Here is a 20,167-nt window from a genome sequence, read left to right on the forward strand (position 1 = left end):
TCTTCACCCGGATCGCGTGCCGAGGGAAGTCCGGCTCCCCCGGATGTGAGAAATCGCCGAGACGATTCCGCGGTCCGGGAACGCCTTCCGGTCGGAAGCCGGGGCGACAAGATCGGCGAGCAGTGCGGGAGTTGACGGACAATGGACCCGTGGAGCAACTGACCGCCGCTGACCAGCAGAAGCGCACCGACCTGCGCAAGATGAAGCTCGTCGCGACGAGCTTCCTGATAGGCGCCACGGTCATCTTCTTCGGAACCCACGCCTTCGAGGGCGCCTGGGTCGGCTACGTGCGGGCCGCTGCCGAGGCAGGCATGGTCGGCGCGCTGGCCGACTGGTTCGCCGTCACGGCGCTCTTCCGCAGGCCGCTGGGCCTGCCCATCCCGCACACCGCGATCATCCCCGAGCGCAAGAACATGTTCGGGCAGACGCTCGGCGACTTCGTCGGCGTCAACTTCCTCAGCCCCGAGGTCGTGCAGGACAAGCTGCGCAGGGCGGGCATCGCGGAACGCGCCGGTGCCTGGGTCAAGCAGCCGGAGAACGCCGAGCGGATCACCAACGAGCTCGCGAACGTCCTCAAGGGCGCGATCACGGTCCTCAAGGACGAGGAGGTCCAGGCCGTCGTCGAGCAGGTGATCGTCAAGCGGGTGACGGAGAAGCCCTGGGGGCCGCCGCTGGGCAAGCTGCTCGGCCAGGTGCTGACGGACGGGGCGCACCACAAGCTCGTCGACCTCATGTGCGACCGCGCCTACGAGTGGGTGCGCGACAACTCCGACAAGGTCAGCCTCATCGTGACCGACCGCGCGCCCACGTGGTCGCCCAAGTTCGTCGACGCGCTGCTCGGCGACAAGGTCTACACCGAGCTGGTCAACTTCGCGTGGGCGGTGAAGACCGACGTCGACCACCCGATGCGGCTCGCGGTGGACCAGTTCATGATCGAGTTCGCCACCGACATGCAGAGCGACCCGGCCACCATGCAGAAGGCCGAGCAGGTCAAGCAGCAGGTAATCAACCACCCGGACGTGCAGAAGGTCATCAGCAGCGCGTGGGGCACGGCCAAGAAGATGCTCATCGACGCCGCCGAGGACCCGTCCAGCGAGCTGCGCAAGCGCGTCACGCAGGGCCTGATCACGCTCGGCACCAACCTCACCGACGACCTGGAACTGCGCGCCAAGGTCGACGGCTGGCTGGAGCAGGCCGCCGGGTACGTCGTGAACAACTACCGCGCGGAGATCACCACGCTGATCACGGACACGGTCGAGCGCTGGGACGCCGAGGAGACCTCGCGCAAGATCGAACTGCAGGTCGGCAGGGACCTGCAGTTCATCCGGATCAACGGCACCGTGGTCGGCGCGCTCGCCGGCCTGGTGATCTACACCGTGGCCAACGTGCTGTTCTGAGCTCTCGTTCGTTTTCGGAACGTGCGGGCCTTCTCGCGGTTGCCGCACACCTGCATCGAGCACCAGGTGCGCGAGCGGTTGCGCGAACGGTCGAAGAACGCCCGTTGGCAGTCGTCGGCGGGACAGATCTTGAAGCGTTCCCACGAGCCCAGCACGGCGAGGCGGGCCGACGCGGCGAGCACCGCGCCGAGCGCGTCCGAACTCGACAGCACCGGGACGCCGTCGGTCAGCTCGATGTGCACGACGCCCGCCGCCGTCTGAGGCCCTGACGACCCCTCGATGGACGACCGCAGTGCCGCACGAGCCGCGCGCGCCTGCGTGATTTCACTGCTCCGCCCGAGGCCGCGCTCGGTCACCCATGCGCGCCAGGAGGCTTCACTGTCCAGTACGTGTCGAGTGTTCAGGAAGTCGAGCAGCAGCTCGACGTCGTGATCCCAGCCGACAGTCAGACCAGTCACCCCACCACTGTAGGCGTCGCGGCGGGCAGCCGTCAGGCCGTCCGAGGAATGCACCGGGTGTATACACCGGGTGTATAGTGCTCCGCATGGCGATCGGACACGCACTGTTGGGCCTGCTGGAAGGCGGTCCAAGGCACGGTTACGACCTGAAGCGCGCCTACGACGAGCGTTTCGGCCACGACCGGCCGCTGGCGTACGGCCAGGTGTACTCGACCCTGTCGAGACTGCTGAAGAACGGCCTCGTGGCCGAGGCGGGCGTCGAGGCGGGTGACGGCCCGGAGCGCAAGCGGTACGCGATCACCGACGCCGGCGTCACCGACGTGGAGCGCTGGCTCGGCACGCCGGAGAAGCCGGAGCCGTACCTCCAGAACACCCTCTACTCGAAGGTCGTGCTGGCCCTGCTGTCCGGCCGCAGCGCGACCGACGTGCTCGACACCCAGCGCGCCGCGCACCTCTCGGTGATGCGCGACCTGACGAAGCGGAAGGCGGACGGCGATCTCGCCGACCAGCTGATCTGCGACTTCGCCCTGTTCCACCTCGAAGCCGACCTGCGGTGGCTCGAACTGACCGCGGCCCGGCTCGACAAGCTCGCCCAGGAGGTCGGGAAATGAGCCTGTTGGTCGCGCAGGACCTGCACAAGTCGTTCGGGAAGACCCATGCTCTCGAAGGCGCCGGTCTCACGATCCGCGCCGGTGAGATCGTCGCGGTGATGGGTCCCTCCGGCTCCGGCAAGTCCACGCTGCTGCACTGCATCGCGGGCATCCTGCCGCCGGACTCCGGCGTGGTCCGCTACGGCGACCGCGAGCTCACCTCGATGTCCGACCGCGAGCGCAGCGAGCTGCGGCGCACCGACTTCGGGTTCGTCTTCCAGTTCGGCCAGCTGGTGCCGGAGCTGACCTGCCTGGAGAACGTCGCACTGCCGTTGCGGCTGAGCGGCATGAAGCGCAAGGACGCCGAACGCGCCGCGAAGGACTGGATGGCCAAGCTGGAGGTCGACGGCGTCGCCGACCAGCGGCCCGGTGAGACCTCGGGTGGTCAGGGGCAGCGCGTGGCGATCGCCAGGGCGCTGGTCACCGCACCGAAGGTGATCTTCGCCGACGAACCGACGGGCGCGCTCGACTCGCTCAACGGCGAGCGGGTGATGCACCTGCTCACGTCGGCCGCGCGGGAGACCGGTGCCGCCGTCGTGCTGGTCACGCACGAGGCCCGCGTCGCCGCCTACTCCGACCGCGAGGTCGTCGTGCGCGACGGCAAGGCCAGGGACGTGGAGTTCGTTCGATGACCCAGGTGATCGGCGATCTGGCCCTCGGCGTCCGGCTGGCCGTCGGGGGCAGCCGGAAGTCGTGGGGCCGGCTCGCGCTGCAGGGCATCGGCATCGGGCTGTGCGTGGCCGTGCTGCTGCTCGCCGCCGCGATCCCGAACGCGCTGAAGGTGCGCGACGACCGGGCGGACTCCCTCAACGAGGTGGCGCAGGGCACCGGGCCGGCGCCGTTGCTGATGGAGGAGATGTACGTCCACTTCCGTTCGCTGGACATCGCCGGCAACTACGTCAACGTGCGCGCGCAGAACGCTCCGGTGCCGCCGGGGCTCGAGCGGCTGCCCGGGGACGGCGAGATCGTCGTGTCGCCCGCTCTCGCGGAGTTGCTCGCCTCGCCGGACGCCGGGCTGCTCAAGCCGCGGTTCCCGCAGAAGGTCATCGGCACCATCAGCCAGGCGGGTCTGATCGGGCCGCACGACCTGCTGTTCTACGCGGGCGACACCACGATCGCCGAGGACGAGAGCAACAGGGTCTACGCGTTCGGGAAGACCTACGAACGCCAGGCCCCCGAACCGATCCTGTGGATGCTCAGCCTCGTCGGCATCGTCGTGCTGCTGTTCCCCGTGCTGGTGTTCGTCGGCGTGGCGACCCGGCTCGCGGCGGCCCAGCGCGACCGCAGGCTCGCCGCGTTGCGGCTGGTCGGCGCGGCCGCGAGCCGGGTGCGGCTGATCGCGTCCGGCGAGACGCTGGTCGGCGCGCTCACCGGGCTCGTGTTCGGCATCGGGTTCTTCTTCGCGGCCCGGCCGCTGGCCGACGACATCTCCATCGCCGAGGTCGCGATCTTCCCCGCCGACCTCCTGCCCACACCGGAGCTCGCGGCGCTGGTGCTGGTGGCGGTGCCGGTGCTCGCGGTCCTCACGTCGCTGTTCGCCATGCGCCGCACGATCATCGAACCGCTCGGCGTGGTCCGGCACCAGAAGCCGGTGCGGCGCAGGCTGTGGTGGCGCCTCGTGCCGACGGTCGCCGGAATCGCGCTGCTGGTCAGCCAGTTCGGCGCCATCGGCGACAAGGACTCGCGGTTCCAGTTCTACGTGATCGCCGGTGTGGTGCTGCTGATGCTGAGCATCCCGGTGATGCTGCCGTGGCTCGTGGAGCGGGTCGTGAGCTGGATGCGCGGCGCGACGCCCGCGTTGCAACTCGCGGTGCGCAGGCTGCAGCTCGACGCGGGCACGGCGGCGCGGGTCGTCGGCGGGGTGGCCGTGGTGCTCGCGGGCACGGTGACGTTGCAGGTGCTCATCGCGAGCGTGGAGAAGGACGTGCTCGCCGAGGAGAAGCGGGACGTCGCCCACAACTTCGTCACGCTGACGCCCAAGGACGACTTCGACACCGCGGGTTTCAAGGACGCGGTGGCGGCCAGCGACGGCGTGCGGGCCGTGCACGTGCTCGACCGCACCTTCGCGAAACTGCCGGACGGCCGCGTGACGAACGTGTCCGTCGGCACGTGTGCGGCGTTGAAGGCCCAGGCGGAGGTCACGGACTGCACGGACGGCAAGGCCTACCTGGTGAGGTTCGCGCGGGGCACGGCTGAGGCGCGGCCCGGCGAGGTGGTGATGGTCGGCGGCAAGAGCCCGTGGACCGTGCCCGAGCTCGCGGAGGTGCCCGGCACCGCGCCCGGCGTCTTCCTCACCCCGGCGGCGGCCACGGGCCTCGACCTCTCCGGCGAGAAGCCCCAGTTCCAGGCCGAGCTGGACCTCGCGGTGCCGGACGCCGCCGAGCACATGCGCAACGCCATCGCCCCGTACAGCTGGCGGGTGCACGCGTACTTCTACGGCCAGGACGACACGGCGGAGGTCGAGCTGGTCTTCGGCGCGGTCCGGCGGGCCCTGATCGCGGGCTCGGTGCTCACGCTGCTGCTCGCGGGCGCGTCGCTGCTGGTCATGGCGTTGGAACAGGTGCGGGAGCGACGGCGTTCGCTCGCCGTCATGGCTGCCAGCGGGGTGCCACGGGGCATCCTCGCGCGGTCGTTGTTGTGGCAGAACGGCGTGCCGCTGGTGCTGTCCACGACGATCGCGGTGGGCACCGGTGTCCTGCTCGGCGTGATGGTCGTGCGGGTGTTCGACGCGGAGGTCGTCTACGACTGGCAGGGCATGGCCACGCTCACCGGCGCCTCGGTGGCGCTGGTGCTCGCGGTCACTGCTCTGACGTTGCCTTCGCTGAGAAGGGCGACCGGAGCACTTGGCCTGCGGACCGAGTGATCACCTCGTGCTCTGCCAGGCGGTCCTGCACCAGTCCGTGCCGGAACTGGTAGCAGGCTCCCGCCCGGCAGAGCACGCCGAGCTTGCGTGAGTCCTCCAAGAACACCATCAGCTCCCAGGGCAGCTTTCCGCGCAGTGCCAACCAGATCCGCGCGACGGTGAACCACCACCAGCGCAGGTGCAGCACGGCGAGGGCGAACCCGAGCATCAGCCCGGACGCGAGTCCCAGCCCGACCATGCCGGTCTGGCCGGGACCGAACACCAGCGCGGCCGCCGAGCCGAACACCACGGCCAGCACGAGAGATCCGGTCCACACCGCGATCCGGTCGCGGGCCATCGTCCACTGAGGACTGGAAGCCTGTGAGAGCTCGGCGGCGCTGGACAACGCGAACCGCAGCGCGATCGCCACGGCGAGCCCGAGGCCGACCACGAGTCCGGCGGAAAGTCCGTACAGGGCACCGAAGACGAGCCCGGCGGCGAGTCCGATGACCCCCGGCACGAGCAGCAGGCTGCGCCAGATCCCCAGGCGTGGCTTGGTCTTGCGTTCGTGGGACGCGGTCAGCGCGGCCGCGCCGACACCGATGCCCGCGACGAGACCGGTGATCGGCGCGATCGACGGCGTGATCGAGTACGCCATCAGCCAGCCGACGCCGAACCCGCCGATCGCGCCCAGCACCAGCGCGCCGAGCACCGCGAGCCACGTGCGGCCGACCGAGCGGCGGAGCTCCCACCAGGCCAGTTCGCGGATGCCGCGGTCGCGCATCTCGTGGGCGAGGAACTCGAGCCACTTGCGGGCCCTGTCCCGCGGCCAGACCTGGGAGGCCTTGGCGTGGTGCGCGAACGCCCTGTTGCCGAATGCCCGCGACACCAGTTCGTCGCAGAGGTGGTCCGAGATCGCCCGCGCGTCGGGGAAGCGGCCGCGGTCGAGCAGTTCGGTCGGCTCGGCCTCGCTGTCGGCGTAGACGATGCTGGCCAGCCACATCGTGAGCGGCGTGGAGAGCGCGTCCGCGAGCCTGCCGTCCGGTTCCTCGCGCAGCTGGATGAACACCGGCTCCCAGCGCGCGGCGCCCCAGCTGTCGGCGCTCGCCCGCAGGTAGGCGGCGACCTCGTCCAGGTCGAGCGGGGCCAGTTCGACGACGTCCGCGCCCGGCAGCGGACCGGCGAGGTGGACGGCCTGCACGAACTCGGCGGTGCGGCAGGTCAGCACCAGCGGCCGGTTCCCGAACGCCTTCGCGATGCGGGCGAGGGCGTCCGCGCGCTGGTGGCCGGGGACGTCGTCCAGGCCGTCGAGCACGGGCAGGACCAGGTGCTGCTCGACGAGCAGATCACCGGCGTAGCTGCCGTACAGCTCGGTGTTGCGCAGCGCCGGGTGGTCCTCGTAGAGCCTGCGCGTGAGCCACGTGCGGACGTCCTCGACCGCCGGGTTCCACGTCGACAGGGGCAGCAGCACCGGGACCATGCCGCCGTCGTACCGGTCCAGCAGACCGCACGTCAGCAGCATCGCGACCGTCGACTTGCCGGTGCCGGCCTCGCCGATGATCACCAACCGCCGGTTGATCTGCCGTTCGAACGCGCCCACCGCAGCGTCGCTGCGTCCGGGCGGGGCGTCGGGCTCGGAGCTCACGTCCTGCTCGGGCGCGATCCAGTGCAGGTCGAGCACGTCCGGGTCGGTGAGGCCGCGGGAGCGGACCTCCTCGTTCCACTGCGCCTGCAGGCCGGTGGCGAGCGCCCGGCACGCCGCGTCGAGGTGCTCGTCGGTGCTCAGCTCGGCGTTGTGCCGCCGGCGGAGCCAGGGGTCGAGCAGTGCCAGCAAGCCCAGGAACGCCAGCGCGAGCACGATCAGCCACAGGTGCGGGTTGATGCCGTGGTCGGTGACGAACAGCCCGGCCGCGGTGAGCAACGCGGTCAGCACGCAGCCGGTCAGCAACGCCTGCTGACGGAATCGGGACATGCGACGCATCATGACGCACCGCATCCGCCCGGGGTCGATTCAGTGACCCGTGTCGTGACGTTCAGTTGTTGATCACAGATGCCAGCTCAGGTCGCCGAGCGTCAGGCGCTGGCCGTCGGTCCCGATCCGGACGCCGAACTGGTCGCGGCGCGGTTCGCCCAGGTCACGCCACTGCGCCAGGGCGTCCTCCACGGCGTCCCACAGCCGCCGCGGGCCGCCCTGCTCGACGTGCGAACCGCGGTGGTGCACCCACGAACCGTCCGAATGGGCCAACCGGTTGGGCCCCGTGACGACGTCCCGCAGAGCGGTGCCCGCGAAGAACTCGAACGGATTCGCCCTGTCGAGCACGGTGCCGAACGGCAGGGTGGTGGCGCGGCGGTCGAACTCGCCCGTTCCGACGACCAGCGGGGGGAGGGCGTGCGCGCGCAACGGCATGAAGCGCCCGTCCTCGGTGAGCACGCGGCCTTCGCCGGTGCCGTCGCCGTTCGAGGTGATCCGCACCAGTCCCGCGCCGATCGGGCGGTGCAACGTCGTCACCACCAGACCGCCCGGCCGCGTCTGCTCCAGCCAGGCGGTCGGGATGGCCGAGACGGAGCAGGTGGCGAGCAGGCGGTCGTACGGGGCGCGCCCCGGATGGCCGAGCGCGCCGTCACCCGTCACGCAGGTCGGGAAGAAACCGTTGTCGTGCAAACGTTCTTGCGCTCGCTCCGAGATGTTCGGGTCGACGTCGACCGTGGTGACGTTGTCAGAACCCAGGGCGTGGCACAGAAGAGCGGCGTTGTACCCGGTGCCCGTGCCAACCTCGAGGATCGACTGTCCTGTGTGGACTTCCAACGCCTCCAGCATGATCGCCATGATCGTGGGCATGCTCGACGAGCTGGTCGGTGTGCCGCCGGTCACCGTGTCGTCGCCGTCGAACTGGGTTACCCACGCGTCGTCGACGTAGACGAGTTCGAGCCATTCCGGGTCACCCGAGGCGACGCGTTCCCAGTCGCCGCTCGGCACCAGGCGGTAGAAGTGCGGCAGGAACTCGTGCCGGGGAACGGCGCGGAACGCGTTGTGCCACCGGGGGTCGCGCAGCACTCCGGCGCCGAGCATCTGGTCCACCAGCTCGGCCCGCAGGGCCGCGGCGTCGTCCATGTGACCCCACGATAGCCCTGTGGCGGAGCCCACGCAGCGATTGCTAGCAGGGTGCTTGCAACAGCTAGCACTCGTCGCTACCGTTGGTGTCACGAGGAACGGGAGCGAGAACAGTGGACAAGTCCATCGACAAAGCAGTCGCGGACCTCGGCCGCAACATCGGTGAGTACATCCGCGAGCAGCGCAACACCGCCAAGATCTCCTTGCGGGAGTTGGCGAAGCAGGCGGGTGTCTCCAACCCCTACCTCAGCCAGATCGAGCGAGGACTGCGCAAGCCCAGCGCGGAGATCCTTCAACAGATCGCCAAGGGACTGCGCATCTCGGCCGAGGTGCTCTACGTCGAGGCCGGGATCCTCCAGCAACGCGAAGGCGGTGCGCTGGCGGACGCCATCGTCGCCGCGACCGATCTGACCGAGCGGCAGAAGCAGGTGCTGCTCGACGTCTACGAATCTTTCCGGCGGGAGAACACCGCCACTGACAAGGAGGACTGATCTCCATGCCGAAGCTCACCCAGGACGACGTTCGCAAGGCCGCCGAGCAGGGCGCCCACGCCGCACGCCAGGCGCTGCTCGCCGCCCTCGGCGCCGGTGACCTCGCCGCCAAGGCCGTGGTCGAGGCCCTCGGCAAGGCCAAGGAGCGCGCCGACGAGGCCCGCACCCAGGCCGTCGACATCCCGAACGAGCTCAAGGACCTGCGCGAGAAGCTGCAGCCGGCCGAGCTCAAGAAGCTCGTCGACGCCTACACCGCCTCCGCGGTGAACCTGTACACCTACCTCGCCGACCAGGGCGAGCAGACGCTGGAGCAGATCAAGGCCCAGCCGCAGGTCAAGCAGGCCGTGGTGCAGGTCGAGCAGGCCGTCGAGGCCGCGCAGAAGCGCGCCGAGTCCGCCGCCGCCGACGCCAAGGTCCTCGCGGACGACGTCCTCGGCAAGGTGACCCGCCGCACCCGTTCGGTCGGCGAGAAGGTCGCCCTCGAGGTCGAGGACGCCGCCGAGAAGCTGGCCGAGGAGATCGTCGAGGTCGGTGGCGAGGCCGCGCACGAGGTCCGCAGCACCGCCCGCAAGACCGCCGCCCGCACCGCTCCGCGCAAGCCGGCGACGACGACCCGCACCACCACGACCACGACGGCCGCGGCGAAGAAGACCACGCCGAACACCGCCAAGTGAGTCGCTGAGGCACCACCGGGAGGGGAGCAGTCCGAGAGGGCTGCTCCCCTCCCGTCGTGCGTGCACGTAGTCTGGGTGCGTGTTCCAAATCCCGATCTTCAGCATCTGGTACCTCGACACCGTCGTGTACTTCGTGTTCGACGTCGGGTTCAGCATCATGGGGCTGTTCGCGTTCTTCCATGCGCTGACCCAGCGCGTCGACGCGTACACCGCGATCGAACGCATGACCAAGCCGGCCTGGCTCGGCATCACCGGTGGTGGCACGGCGGCGTTGCTGCTGTTCGGGCCGGGTGGCGTGGGGTCGATCTTCTGGCTGGCCGGACTCATCGCGGTGCTCGTCTACATGGTGGACGTGCGCCCGAAGCTGATCGAGGTCCAGCGCGGCCCGCGTTGGTGATCACGCACTCGTACGGCTCCGGATCTCCGGTGACGCTGGTCGCCCACGGTCTCGGAGCCACGCCCGGTGAGGCGCGGATCCCCGCCTCGGGGCTCCCCGGCACCCGTGTCGTGGTGACGCTGCCGTCGCACGGCGACGCACCGGACGCCCCCGCCGGGTACTGGGACTACGGCCGGATCGCTGCCGACCTGGGCACGGTTCCCGCTGATCACGCCGTGGGCGTGTCCCTGGGCGCCGGTGCGCTGGTCCGGCTGCTGTCGCTCGAACCCGACCGCTTCCAGCGCGTCGCCCTGCTGCTGCCCGCGGTGCTCGACCGGCCCCGCTCGCCGTTCACGCTGCAACAGCTCTCCGACCTGACCTCCGGGCCCCCGATCTACGTGGCCGAGCGGCGCGCCGCGTTGCAGCGCCTCGAGGCCGCAGCCGAGCAGCTGCCGGGCCAGGTGGCCGTTCCCGACGCGTCCGCGCTGGCCGCCGTGTCCGCTCCGGTGCTGGTCATCGGGGCTGTGGGCGACCCGCTGCACCCCGAGGACGTGGCGAAGGAGACGGCGGCGGCGTTCCCCGGCGGTGAGCTGTGGCTGATCGACTCGCCCTCGCCGATGATCACCCACCGCGGCGAGATCAGGCACAGGTTGGTCTCCTTCTTCGCCGGGTAGCCGAAGTGCATGGCTGAACAGAAGAAGATCGCGTTCCTGGTCGCGGAAGAGGGCATCGAGCAGATCGAGCTCACCGATCCGTGGTCGCACGTCGAGAAGGCCGGCGGAGTGCCGCGCCTGCTCGCGCCGAAGCTCGGTGAGGTGCGCGGCTTCAACCACCTCACGCCCGCCGACGCGTTCCCCGTCGACACGACCTTCGCCGACGCCAGCGCGGACGACTACGACGGCGCGGTCATCCCCGGCGGCGTGGCCAACGCGGACTTCCTGCGCATGGACAGCGACGCCGTCGAGCTGGTGAAGGCCCTGGTCGCCGCGGGCAAGCCGATCGCGTCGATCTGCCACGGACCGTGGCTGCTCGTCGAGGCGGACGTGGTGCGCGGCAAGATGCTGACCTCGTTCCCGAGCCTGCAGACCGACATCCGCAACGCGGGCGGTGACTGGGCCGACGAGGAGGTCAGGGTGTGCGACATGAACGGGTGGAAGCTCGTGACCTCCCGCAACCCCGACGACCTGCCGGCGTTCAACCGGGCGGCCCTGAAGGTGTTCGGGCTGTCCGAGTAGCCGGGATCTGCAGCTCCCGGCACTCGTCTACAGGCGAGTGTCCGCGTAGTGCGCCATGGCGTCACGCAGCCACTCGGCCATGTTGTCGCCGCCGACCTCGAAGTTGACCCGGAACTCGTCCGAGTCGACGTAGAGGTCGCCGAGGCCCTTGTAGGACTCCCGGTTGGGCGTCCAGCTCAGGCAGATCCAGCGGTAGTGGCGGTCGATCAGCTCCTGCGTCTCGGGAGCGTCGATCGCCGTGCCCGCGGTGAACAGCGCGCCGAGCCCTTCGCCGATCTCCCGCCACTGCGCCATGAACTGGTCCGCGTCCGCGCGGGTCCAGCCCTTCAGCTTCGCCTTGCTCTCGGCGAGGTGCTCCTTCACCCCGTCGCCGTAGCGTTCGACGAGCTCGGCCTCGTGGCGCTCCTGCTTCTTCGCGTCGAAGCCGTCGAACAGCTCTTCCATCTTCATCTCGTCCCCTCCTTCCAGTTCCGCGATGGTCCGCGCGACGGTGCTCGCCAGCCGGTCCAGCCGCTGTCGTTCGCCCTGCAGCCACCGGTGGTGGTCGCGCAGGACGGTCAGCTGGTCCGTGCCGTTGAGCATCTCCGCCACCACGTCGAGGCCCAGGCCCAGGTCGCGCAGCAGCAGGATCTGCTGCAGGCGGTGCACCTGTTCCTTCTCGTAGTAGCGGTAACCGTTGTCGCCGATCCAGGCCGGCGGCAGCAGCCCGATCGAGTCGTAGTGCCGCAGCGTCCTGGACGTCACCTTCGACATCCGGGCCACCTGGGCGATCGACCAGGCCATTCCGGTTCCCCCTTCGCGCTCTGGAAATGACGGTAGGGGTTGACGTTGCGTCAAGGTCAAACGGAGTTTGGCAGGATGAGTGGCGTGTGGACTATCGCTGGTTCGTTGGAACCCGTCCCCGTGCTGTCTCGCCTCGACCTGGTGCCGGAACCGGTCGCAGCCGCGTTGAAGCTGCTGGACGGTGCTGATCGTGTCGCGGTGGCGGAGATCGATCCGACCCTCGCCGACACCGCCGAGTTCTGCGCGCACTACGGCTCGCCCCTCGAAGCCTCCGCCAACTGCGTCGTCGTCGCCGGCAAGCGCGGTGACGTGGTCCGTTATGCAGCGTGCATGGTGCTCGCGACCATGCGTGCGGACGTGAACGGCGTCATCCGCAAGCGGCTCGACGCGCGCAAGGCCTCCTTCGCGCCGATGGACGAGGCCGTGGCGCTGACCGGCATGGAGTACGGCGGCATCACGCCCGTCGGCGTGCCGGCGGACTGGCCGATCCTCGTCTCGCCCGAGGTGGCCGCCGCCCCCGAGCTGATCGTGGGCAGCGGCATCCGCGGCAGCAAGATCCTCATCCCCGGTGACGTGCTGATGAAGCTCACCGGGGCCGAGGTCCTGCCGGAGCTAGCCCGCTAGCCGGGTGATCACCTGGTCCGGGTCGAGCTCCCACCGGATCACCCGCGGGTCCGGCCCGGACGACGTGAGGTCGCCGCCCGCGTCGAACAGCACCGCGTTGACCGGGCCGGTGTGCCCGGTCAGCGTCGCGATCTGAGTGCCGTCGGTGACCTGCCACAACGTGATCAGGCTGTCGTTCGCGGCGGCCGCCACGGTCGTGCCGTCCCGGCTGGCGGCGACCGCCCCGATGGCGCCTCGGCCGGTGACGAGTGTGCGCGCCTTGCCGTTGCGGTCCCACAGCGCGACCTCGCCGCCCGCGTCGCCCACCACCAGCAGGTCCGAACCCGGCACCGCGGCGATCGACTTCACCGCCGGGCCGGTCTCCCGGACGACCTCGACCTGCTCGCCCGACCACCGCAGCACGCGTCCGTCGGCACCGCCGGAGACCACGAGGTCGCCGACCGCCGCCACGGTGTTCACCGGGCCCGAGTGACCCGCGGGCAGCGGACGGCCGGGCTCGGGCGAGTTCAGGTCCTGCACCACGACCGCGGCGTCCGCACCGCCGGTGATCGCGCGGTCGCCGGACACCACGAGGCTCTTGATCGCGCCGCGGTGCCCCTGCCACGTGCGCAGGAGCAGGCCGTCGGTCCGCCACGACGACAGCACGCCGCGCACGTCGGCGACCACGATCTCGTCGGCGGTCCGGAACGCCAGCGCCGTCACGTGCGCCGGCACGTCGATGCGTCCGACCTGCCTGCCCTCCTGGTTCCACAGCAGGACCATCCGGTCGCGGCTGCCGGTGGCGAGCGTGGCGCCGTCCGGGGAGAGCGCGATGCCGTCCGGCGGGCTGGTGTGGCCGGTCAGGGGCGGCAGCGGCTGGTTCCACAGGCTCACGCTCTCGTCGCCGCCCGCCGCGAACCAGGTGCCGTCCGGGCTGAGCGCCGCCACGTAGAACGGGTGCGTGCGGGTGATCAGGCCGGTCAGCCAGCCGCCGTCGGGCACCGTCCACCAGCGGATGCTGCCGTCGTCGCTGGTCGACACGAGCTTGGTGCCGCTCGCGTCGAACTGCACCGAGTGCACACCGCCGACGTGTCTGCGCAGCCCGGACGTCTTGCCGGTCGCCAGCACTCGCAACACCACTTGGTAGTCGTCCCCGCCGGAAGCGAGCACACGGCCGTCGGGGCTCAACGCGACTGTGCGAACGGCGGAGACGTGATCGGTGAACGTGCGTGGGACGCCGTTCTCCACCACCAAAGTGCCTTTCGCACCGCCGGCGGCGAGCACGGATCCGTTCAACGCCAGGGCGTGGACCTCACCCAGTTCGTGCAGGACCTCGCCCGTGCGCGTCCAGTCCTCCGTGCGCCACAACGAGATCAGGCCGTCGGCCGTCGCCACCGCCGCCGTCGCTCCGTCTGTCGAGAGCACAAGCACTCGTATCTCGCTGTCGAGGGAGATGGTCCGCAACGGCAGATGCGTTCTGGTGTCCCACAAGATGATTCGCTTGTCGTCGCCCGCGGAGACCAGTGCGGTGCCGCCGGGCATGAACGCGAGCGCGCGCACGGTGCCGTTGTGCTGCAACAGAGATGTGGGTGCTGCTGCAGACGAGGGCGAGCGCAGCAGCACCGAGTGGTCCTCACCCGCGGTGGCGAACAACGAGCTGTCGGCGCTGAACGCGACCGCGCGAACCGGTCCTCGATGGTCTTTCAGCACCGTGCGCGCGGGCTTGTAGGCCGCGGTGCTGAGCAACGCGCCGCGTGCCTCGGCGGTCGCCGACGTGCGGTAGGCGTTCACGGCGAGCTGTGCGGCGGCATCCGGCCACGACGCGCTGAGGTCCTGAGCCTGCACGGCGATCTGGCGCGACTCGGCGACCCGCTGCTCCCGCAACGCCGCGTTGCCCTGCACGACGGCCACCGACATCACCACCAGGCACGCCACCGTCAGCACGGCCAGTGACTTCACCAGCGTGCGCAACCGGCGGGACTGCCGATCCGCCGCCTGGCGGGAGGCACTCTCCTCGTCCACCGCCGCCTGCAGGAACTCGCGCTCCACCTCGTTGGACGAGACCGGCCACTCGATCCGGCCCGCCAGTTCGCGCATCGCGGCGAGCCGGACGCCTCTGTAGAGCTCACCGGGGTCGCGGCCGGCCGCCTGCCACGCCGTCGCGGCGGTGGTGAAGTCGCGGTGCAGCCGCAACGACTCCCGGTCGTCGTCGATCCACTGCCGTAGCCGAGGCCACGCGCGCACGAGCGCTTCGTGCGCGAGTTCCACCACACCGTCCGCGACGACGATCAGCCGTGCGTTCGCGAGAACGTTCACGACGTGTGCGGTGTCGGACGGTCTGCCCGCGGCCATCACCTCGTCCAGCGGAGCTCGGCGGCGCAGGTCGTTCACGTCGTCGTGGGTCTGCACGAGCCGTAGCAGCACTGCGCGCGCGACAGCTCGTCCACGGACGGACAACTCGCCGTAGGTGCTCTCGGCCGTGGCCGCGACGGCGCCGGTGACTCCACCGCTCGCCCGGTACCCCTCGAGCGTCAACCGGCCGCGTTCGCGCCTTCGCCACGTCTCCAGCAGCGCGTGCGACAGCAACGGCAGCGCACCCGACTGCCCGCGCACGTCGGCCAGCACGGCCGCGAGCACGTCCGGCTGCACCTTCAGCCCGGCGCGTGCGGCCGGCATCTCGACGACGGCCCGCAGTTCGTCGTCGGTCATCGGCCCGACCAGCACCTGGGCGTTGCGCAACGCCTCCACCAGCGCGGGCACCGCGGCGCAGTGGCCGAGGAAGTCCGCCCGCACGGCCAGCAGCACCCGTCGGCCGCCGTCGAGCAACGACGCGACGAACGCCTCGCGGTCGGCGGCGTCGTCGAAGTGGGTGAACAGCTCCTCGAACTGGTCGACCACCACGAGGTCGGCCTCGCCGCCCCGCCAGGTCGTCGGCGTCGCGGTGAGGACCGTCCAGTCCGTCAGGGCGGGCAGCACACCGGCGTGGATCAACGAGGACTTGCCGGACCCGGACGGCCCGAACACACCGACGACGCGCTGTTCCCGGACGCGGTCCACGAGGTCTGCGGCGAGGTCGTCCCGTCCGAAGAACCGGTCGGCGTCCCCGATGCCGAACGCCGTCAGCCCGAGGTACGGCGTCGAGTCGGTCTCCCCCTTGGCGGCCTGACGCCAGCGCTGCTCCCAGTGGGCCACATCGCCCTCGCACGCCTGGACGTACGCGAGCGCGACCGCCAGCGACGGCAGTTGTTCTCCCGCGGCGGCCTGCGACAGCGCCGTGGCGGAGTAGTGCGCGCGCTGGGCGAGCGTCCGGTAGTTCGGTGAGCCCGCCTTCTCCCGCAGTTGCCGCAGCTCCCACGCGAACCGCTGGACCGGGCCCTCCTCGGGATCGATCGGCCGCTCTCGTCTGCCCACGCGGACTCCAGTTGATCTCAGTTGATTGATCAGCGCCCGCGCCTCTGCCTGATCAACCCGGCCCGCTCTAGACCTGACACCGCAACGACTTCGGCCTGAGCAGGAGCGATGATGACCAGACGCTGGCGCACAGCACTTCTAGTGGCGTTGACGGGTGTGTTGAGCGCGGCGTTGCCCGTGCAGGCGCAAGAGGCGGCAGACGACCTAATCCACAGCCGCCCAACGGGTGCCTTTGCATTGACGCCCGATTGGAGCCTGGAGTCCTCCGCGGCGCAGTTGCAGACCGCGGTCGGCACCACGACGTCGGTCGCCGCGCTGCTGCGCGACGCCAACCGGGACATCACGTCCTGCAACAGCGCGCAGCAGCACGCGCTCCCGGAGAACTACGACCGGACGGACTACCCGCTGACGTCCGGGCAGATCCTGCACAGCACCGAGAAGTTCTGCTGGGACTCCGGCGACAGCAAAGTCGACTACTGGATCCCCCAAGGCGTCACCGGTTCGTCGGACGCCGACGACGACGGCCTGTGGGGCGAGAACCGCATCCTGCTCGTCAGCTGGCACTACAAGGCAGCCGGGCCGGACAAGGGCGTGCGGATCTCGTTCGTCGACGTGAAGAACCGCAAGTACCGGCACGTGCTGCTGGTCGAGCCGACCGCGAACGCGAACTACAAGGCGGTGCCGATCCACGCCGGCGGCCTCGCCTGGCTCGGCCACCACCTCTACGTGGCCGACACCGACGGCGGCCTGCGGGTGTTCGACGTCGAACGCCTCCTCGAGGTGTCCGACGCGCAGGACAGCATCGGCAAGAGCGGTGGCAACTACTACGCCCACAACTACAAGTACGTGCTGCCGCAGGTCGGCTGGTACCGGCAGCCCGTGCAGGCGGAAGACTGCGAGCCGAGCGCCTCGCAGCTGTGCTTCTCGTCGTTGTCGCTGGACCGCAGCACCACACCGGACACGCTCGTCGTCGGCGAGTACCGCAACGAGCGCAGCACCGATGCCGCCGTCGACGGCGGCCGGGTGGTCCGCTACCGCGTCGACGCCTCGTCCCGGCGACTCGTGCTCACCAACGGCAAGGCCGTGCCGCAGGACGTCGTGACCGTGCCGCGCAGCAACCTCCAGGGCGTCCAGACCTGGGAGAACCGCTACTACCTCGGCCGCAGCTCGAACCGCAACCACAGCTGGATGCACTCCGGTGTCCTGAACGGCACCACGGACTCCCACAGCTGGGCCATCGGCGGCGAGGACCTCTACCACGAGCACGGTCCGGGGATCACCGCCGGAAAGCTCTGGACCGTCACGGAACACGCCTGGACCGAGGACAAGAGCACGTTCATCGACCGGCGGGCGATCTTCGCCGTTCCGCTCAGCGAGATCGGCTGAGCCCACTCACGTCCGCCTGCTTCGAGGCGGAAACCCTTACGAACTGGAGGAACTCTTCATGCGCAAGTTCGTGCTCGCCCTCTCCATGGCCTTCCTGGCCGTGATGGGCTCCCTGGCACCCGCATCGGCGGAGGTCACGTCGGTGCAGGCGGTGTCCGAGATCGGCGCGGCGGCCGACGGGATCGAGTTCGCCGTCGCCGGCACGTTGCCGCCCCGCTCCCAGTTGACGTGCCACTCCTACACGGCCGTCGAGATCTGTTACGAGAAGGGCGGCGACCACTGGTGGGTGCAGGACCAGGACTCTGACGGCGCGTCCGCCGGCGTGTACTGGGAGAACATCCGCAACGGCTCGCTGTACCGCAACGGCACCTGCATCACCAGTCTCGGCAAGGGCAGCTGGGGCCAGTGCAACAAGAACTACTACGAGGACAGCGTGCTGAACGGCTGGCCCTGCACCTGGGACCGCGGTGCCGGTGGCGACATCGAGTGCACGGGCCCCGGTTACCGCTACCAGTAGGAGCTGATCGCCCTCGCGCCCTGCTGGGGTCGCGAGGGCGTTCACACCACTACGACTGGTACTTCGACAGGAGCGCGATCGCCTCGTCCACGTCGTCCGTGACGAGGATCCACTGCTCCGCCTCCCGGCCCGCCGCGAGCTTCTGCACCAGCGGCGCGGCCGGGACCTCGTCGGTCCAGAAGTCCACGCCCAGGAAGATCATGGGCGCGGCCGGGCCGACGCTGCCGTAGTAGTTCTGCGTGAAGTCCTGGAAGACCTCCTGCACCGTGCCGGCCTTGCCCGGCGTGTAGACGATGCCGCCGGTCGCGACCGTGAGCAGGCCCTCCTCGCGCACCGAGTTGGCGAAGTACTTCGCGTGCAGTTCGCAGGCCGGGTTGGGCGGTTCGTGGCCGTAGAACCAGGTCGGGATGCCGATCGTGCGCGGCGTGTCGAAGCTGCGGATCTCCGGGAACACCGCGAGCCACCGGCCGATCGACTCGTCGTCGTGGCCGAACGACGGGGCCTGCGCGATGGCGTCGAGGACGTCGGTGTTCACCTCGCCGAGCCGGACGCCGAGCGGCACGGCCTCCATGGCGCCCGGTCCGCCGCCGGTCAGCACGGTGAAACCCGCGTGGCCCAGGGCGGCGCCGAGCGCGACGGCGCTGCGGTAGCCCTCCGACCCGCGGGCGAGCGCGTGGCCGCCCATGACCGCGATCGGCGAGCCCGTCAGCGTGTCGTCGAGGGCCTCGGTGATGGAGTGGTCGTGCAGGCGTTCGGCCAGCGCGTGCAACGGGTCGGGGTGGTGGCCCTGCTGCTTGCTGTGCCGGTAGATCTCCGCGTCGGGCGTGTCCGCGTAGGACCGGGGGTCGGCCGGGTCGAAGCCCGCGAACAGCTCCGCGGGCGTGTACAGCCTCGACCGGTACACGTCGTAGGGCAGGTCGGGGATGACCGGGAAGACCAGCGCCCCCGCGGCGTCGACCCTGCGCTGCATGGTCTCGCTGAGGGTGCAGCCGAGCAGCAGCGCCCCGTCGAACGGCACCCGCACGTCCTCGCGAGTGAGGTCCAGCCCGATGATGACGGCTTTGCGCAGGTCAGGGGCTGCCCGCAACTGGTCGAGGTCGGTGATTTCGATCCGCACGGGAAAAAGCCTATGCCTCGGGCGAACCACCGTGCCGTCGAATCCGAATGTAGTGGTGGGAACACAGGTCCGCTCGCCGTCCCGAGACGAGCGGCCGCGGGCCGCGCTGCCCAGGAAAGGTTCCCCGCAATGGCCACCGAACTGCTGACAGGATGCGCCGCCCGAGGCGCACGAGTGGTAGATCCCCACCGCGTCGAGTACCTCGACTGCGGCGGGTACGGAGTCCCTCTTCTCGGCCACGCCCACCCGGCCGTGGTGCAGGCCGTGGTCGGCCAGGTGCGCCGGCCGTCACTGCTCGACCGCCTGATGCTCGACCTGGTCACGCCCAACGGCCTCGACCACGTCCACACCTTCCCGTCGGCCTCCGAGGCCGCCCAGTTCGCCGTGGCCCTCGCACAGGCGAACGGCCGCCCACGTGTGCTGACCACCGGCGACGTCCCGTACGGCGGCATCGACGCGTTGCGCGCCACCCTGGCCTCCGGACCGCCGGCGTGCGTGCTCGTGGAACCCGTCCGCGGCGCCGCCCTCCCGCCCACCGGCTACCTGAGCGCCGTCGCCGAGGTGTGCCGCGAGTCCGGCGCCCTGCTCGTCGTGGACGAGACGCGCTCCGGCCTCGGCCGCCTCGGCGTGTGGTGGGGCGTCGACCTGGACGACGTGACGCCGGACATCCTGCTGGTCGGCGAGGGCCTGTCCGGCGGCGTGCTCCCGATCGCCGCCGTGGTCGCCTCCGCCGACGTCGAGGTGCCGCTGCGGCGCGGGTCCGAGTCGGTGTCGCCGCTGGCCTCCGCCGCCGTCAACGCCTGCCTGCGCGTCACCGCGTCCGAGGGGCTGGTCGAGCGGGCCAAGCTGCTGGGCGACGAGCTGCTGTTCGGGCTGCGTGCCGTGGTCGCGGGCAAGGCGCACGCGACCGGGCGGGGGCTGATGCTCGGCGTCGAGCTGCCGGACCAGCGGGCCGCCGACGTGTTCACCGGTGAGCTGCTGCGGCGGCGCGTGCTGGCGGACTTCCGCGGCCGGACGGTCGGCTTCACCCCGCCCGCCGTGATGTCGGCGGCGGACGCGGGGTGGCTGGTGGAGGCGGTGGGCATGGCCGCCAACAAGATCTGACCCGGCGACCT

Annotated in this window: 19 protein-coding genes; 13 read left to right on the forward strand and 6 right to left on the reverse strand. The window is 70.4% G+C overall.

The window, feature by feature from the left end; translation table 11 throughout:
* Positions 1-149: 149 nt before the first annotated feature.
* Positions 150-1,397, forward strand: coding sequence for a DUF445 domain-containing protein (locus IE307_RS12245; protein ID WP_373305991.1), 1,248 nt, complete (start codon positions 150-152; stop codon positions 1,395-1,397).
* Here IE307_RS12245 and IE307_RS12250 read toward each other — a convergent pair.
* Positions 1,370-1,855: a CGNR zinc finger domain-containing protein gene (locus tag IE307_RS12250; RefSeq protein WP_229904641.1), complete on the reverse strand. Its 486-nt coding sequence runs from the start codon at positions 1,853-1,855 to the stop codon at positions 1,370-1,372. The genes IE307_RS12245 and IE307_RS12250 overlap by 28 nt on opposite strands.
* Positions 1,856-1,941: 86 nt before the next feature.
* Between IE307_RS12250 and IE307_RS12255 the strand changes: the two genes are divergently transcribed.
* The 3 genes from IE307_RS12255 to IE307_RS12265 are packed head-to-tail and all read left to right on the forward strand — an operon-like array spanning position 1,942 to position 5,368.
* Entirely contained in the window at positions 1,942-2,466 is a 525-nt protein-coding gene (locus IE307_RS12255; protein ID WP_191298021.1) for a PadR family transcriptional regulator, read from the forward strand.
* Positions 2,463-3,137, forward strand: coding sequence for an ABC transporter ATP-binding protein (locus IE307_RS12260; protein ID WP_191298022.1), 675 nt, complete (start codon positions 2,463-2,465; stop codon positions 3,135-3,137). Before IE307_RS12255 ends, IE307_RS12260 begins: the two co-directional genes overlap by 4 nt.
* Positions 3,134-5,368 (forward strand): FtsX-like permease family protein, encoded by a 2,235-nt coding sequence (locus tag IE307_RS12265; protein WP_191298023.1) that lies wholly within the window; start codon positions 3,134-3,136, stop codon positions 5,366-5,368. Before IE307_RS12260 ends, IE307_RS12265 begins: the two co-directional genes overlap by 4 nt.
* On the opposite strand, the gene IE307_RS12270 is transcribed toward IE307_RS12265, so the two are convergent.
* Both IE307_RS12270 and IE307_RS12275 read right to left on the reverse strand, forming a co-directional pair.
* A complete protein-coding gene (locus tag IE307_RS12270) occupies positions 5,304-7,319 on the reverse strand; it encodes an NACHT domain-containing protein (RefSeq protein ID WP_191298024.1) in 2,016 nt (671 codons plus the stop codon). The two genes, IE307_RS12265 and IE307_RS12270, sit on opposite strands and share 65 nt — an antisense overlap.
* Before the next feature lie 72 nt (positions 7,320-7,391).
* Positions 7,392-8,459, reverse strand: coding sequence for a methyltransferase domain-containing protein (locus tag IE307_RS12275; protein ID WP_191298025.1), 1,068 nt, complete (start codon positions 8,457-8,459; stop codon positions 7,392-7,394).
* A 113-nt stretch (positions 8,460-8,572) separates the two neighbouring features.
* Between IE307_RS12275 and IE307_RS12280 the strand changes: the two genes are divergently transcribed.
* From IE307_RS12280 to IE307_RS12300, 5 genes are all read left to right on the forward strand, one after another.
* On the forward strand, positions 8,573-8,950 hold the full coding sequence (locus tag IE307_RS12280) for a helix-turn-helix domain-containing protein (RefSeq protein ID WP_189159062.1): 378 nt from the start codon (positions 8,573-8,575) through the stop codon (positions 8,948-8,950).
* 5 nt (positions 8,951-8,955) lie between these two features.
* Complete coding sequence (locus IE307_RS12285; RefSeq protein WP_229904642.1) at positions 8,956-9,624, forward strand: RelA/SpoT AH/RIS domain-containing protein; 669 nt, start codon at positions 8,956-8,958, stop codon at positions 9,622-9,624.
* 103 nt (positions 9,625-9,727) lie between these two features.
* Complete coding sequence (locus IE307_RS12290) at positions 9,728-10,021, forward strand: DUF2516 family protein (RefSeq protein ID WP_268250369.1); 294 nt, start codon at positions 9,728-9,730, stop codon at positions 10,019-10,021.
* Positions 10,022-10,050: 29 nt separating this feature from the next.
* Positions 10,051-10,674 carry an alpha/beta fold hydrolase gene (locus tag IE307_RS12295; protein ID WP_229904643.1) on the forward strand — a complete coding sequence of 208 codons (624 nt, stop codon included), beginning with the start codon at positions 10,051-10,053 and terminating at the stop codon, positions 10,672-10,674.
* Positions 10,675-10,683: 9 nt separating this feature from the next.
* A complete protein-coding gene (locus IE307_RS12300) occupies positions 10,684-11,235 on the forward strand; it encodes a type 1 glutamine amidotransferase domain-containing protein (protein ID WP_191298027.1) in 552 nt (183 codons plus the stop codon).
* A gap of 27 nt (positions 11,236-11,262) precedes the next feature.
* On the opposite strand, the gene IE307_RS12305 is transcribed toward IE307_RS12300, so the two are convergent.
* Entirely contained in the window at positions 11,263-12,018 is a 756-nt protein-coding gene (locus tag IE307_RS12305) for a MerR family transcriptional regulator (protein ID WP_191298028.1), read from the reverse strand.
* A gap of 75 nt (positions 12,019-12,093) precedes the next feature.
* Between IE307_RS12305 and IE307_RS12310 the strand changes: the two genes are divergently transcribed.
* Positions 12,094-12,642, forward strand: a complete 549-nt coding sequence (locus IE307_RS12310; RefSeq protein ID WP_191298029.1) for a YbaK/EbsC family protein — start codon at positions 12,094-12,096, stop codon at positions 12,640-12,642.
* On the opposite strand, the gene IE307_RS47270 is transcribed toward IE307_RS12310, so the two are convergent.
* Positions 12,631-16,032 carry a WD40 repeat domain-containing protein gene (locus tag IE307_RS47270; protein ID WP_191298030.1) on the reverse strand — a complete coding sequence of 1,134 codons (3,402 nt, stop codon included), beginning with the start codon at positions 16,030-16,032 and terminating at the stop codon, positions 12,631-12,633. The genes IE307_RS12310 and IE307_RS47270 overlap by 12 nt on opposite strands.
* 237 nt (positions 16,033-16,269) lie before the next feature.
* Between IE307_RS47270 and IE307_RS12320 the strand changes: the two genes are divergently transcribed.
* Both IE307_RS12320 and IE307_RS12325 read left to right on the forward strand, forming a co-directional pair.
* The gene (locus IE307_RS12320) at positions 16,270-17,418 is read left to right on the forward strand and encodes a hypothetical protein (protein WP_191298031.1); all 1,149 of its coding nucleotides are present in this window, start codon (positions 16,270-16,272) and stop codon (positions 17,416-17,418) included.
* A gap of 58 nt (positions 17,419-17,476) precedes the next feature.
* Positions 17,477-17,935, forward strand: a complete 459-nt coding sequence (locus tag IE307_RS12325; protein WP_191298032.1) for a hypothetical protein — start codon at positions 17,477-17,479, stop codon at positions 17,933-17,935.
* A 49-nt stretch (positions 17,936-17,984) separates the two neighbouring features.
* Here the strand turns inward: IE307_RS12325 and IE307_RS12330 are convergent, their stop codons facing one another.
* Positions 17,985-19,052: an LOG family protein gene (locus IE307_RS12330; protein WP_191298033.1), complete on the reverse strand. Its 1,068-nt coding sequence runs from the start codon at positions 19,050-19,052 to the stop codon at positions 17,985-17,987.
* Positions 19,053-19,181: 129 nt separating this feature from the next.
* On the opposite strand from IE307_RS12330, the gene IE307_RS12335 reads away from it, so the two are divergent.
* Positions 19,182-20,156, forward strand: coding sequence for an aminotransferase class III-fold pyridoxal phosphate-dependent enzyme (locus IE307_RS12335; protein WP_191298034.1), 975 nt, complete (start codon positions 19,182-19,184; stop codon positions 20,154-20,156).
* The last annotated feature ends 11 nt before the right edge of the window (positions 20,157-20,167 follow it).

The sequence above is a fragment of the Lentzea cavernae genome (genome assembly GCF_014653695.1).
GTDB classification, from domain to species: Bacteria; Actinomycetota; Actinomycetes; order Mycobacteriales; family Pseudonocardiaceae; genus Lentzea; species Lentzea cavernae.

Excerpts from the sequence above, each read along its gene's own strand:
- IE307_RS12255 (WP_191298021.1), top strand. The coding sequence starts at position 1,942 with ATGGCGATCGGACACGCACTGTTGGGCCTGCTGGAAGGCGGTCCAAGG.
- IE307_RS12260 (WP_191298022.1), top strand. The coding sequence starts at position 2,463 with ATGAGCCTGTTGGTCGCGCAGGACCTGCACAAGTCGTTCGGGAAGACC.
- IE307_RS12265 (WP_191298023.1), top strand. The coding sequence starts at position 3,134 with ATGACCCAGGTGATCGGCGATCTGGCCCTCGGCGTCCGGCTGGCCGTC.
- IE307_RS12270 (WP_191298024.1), bottom strand. The coding sequence starts at position 7,319 with ATGTCCCGATTCCGTCAGCAGGCGTTGCTGACCGGCTGCGTGCTGACC.
- IE307_RS12275 (WP_191298025.1), bottom strand. The coding sequence starts at position 8,459 with ATGGACGACGCCGCGGCCCTGCGGGCCGAGCTGGTGGACCAGATGCTC.
- IE307_RS12285 (WP_229904642.1), top strand. The coding sequence starts at position 8,956 with ATGCCGAAGCTCACCCAGGACGACGTTCGCAAGGCCGCCGAGCAGGGC.
- IE307_RS12300 (WP_191298027.1), top strand. The coding sequence starts at position 10,684 with ATGGCTGAACAGAAGAAGATCGCGTTCCTGGTCGCGGAAGAGGGCATC.
- IE307_RS12305 (WP_191298028.1), bottom strand. The coding sequence starts at position 12,018 with ATGGCCTGGTCGATCGCCCAGGTGGCCCGGATGTCGAAGGTGACGTCC.
- IE307_RS12310 (WP_191298029.1), top strand. The coding sequence starts at position 12,094 with ATGAGTGGCGTGTGGACTATCGCTGGTTCGTTGGAACCCGTCCCCGTG.
- IE307_RS12325 (WP_191298032.1), top strand. The coding sequence starts at position 17,477 with ATGCGCAAGTTCGTGCTCGCCCTCTCCATGGCCTTCCTGGCCGTGATG.
- IE307_RS12335 (WP_191298034.1), top strand. The coding sequence starts at position 19,182 with ATGGCCACCGAACTGCTGACAGGATGCGCCGCCCGAGGCGCACGAGTG.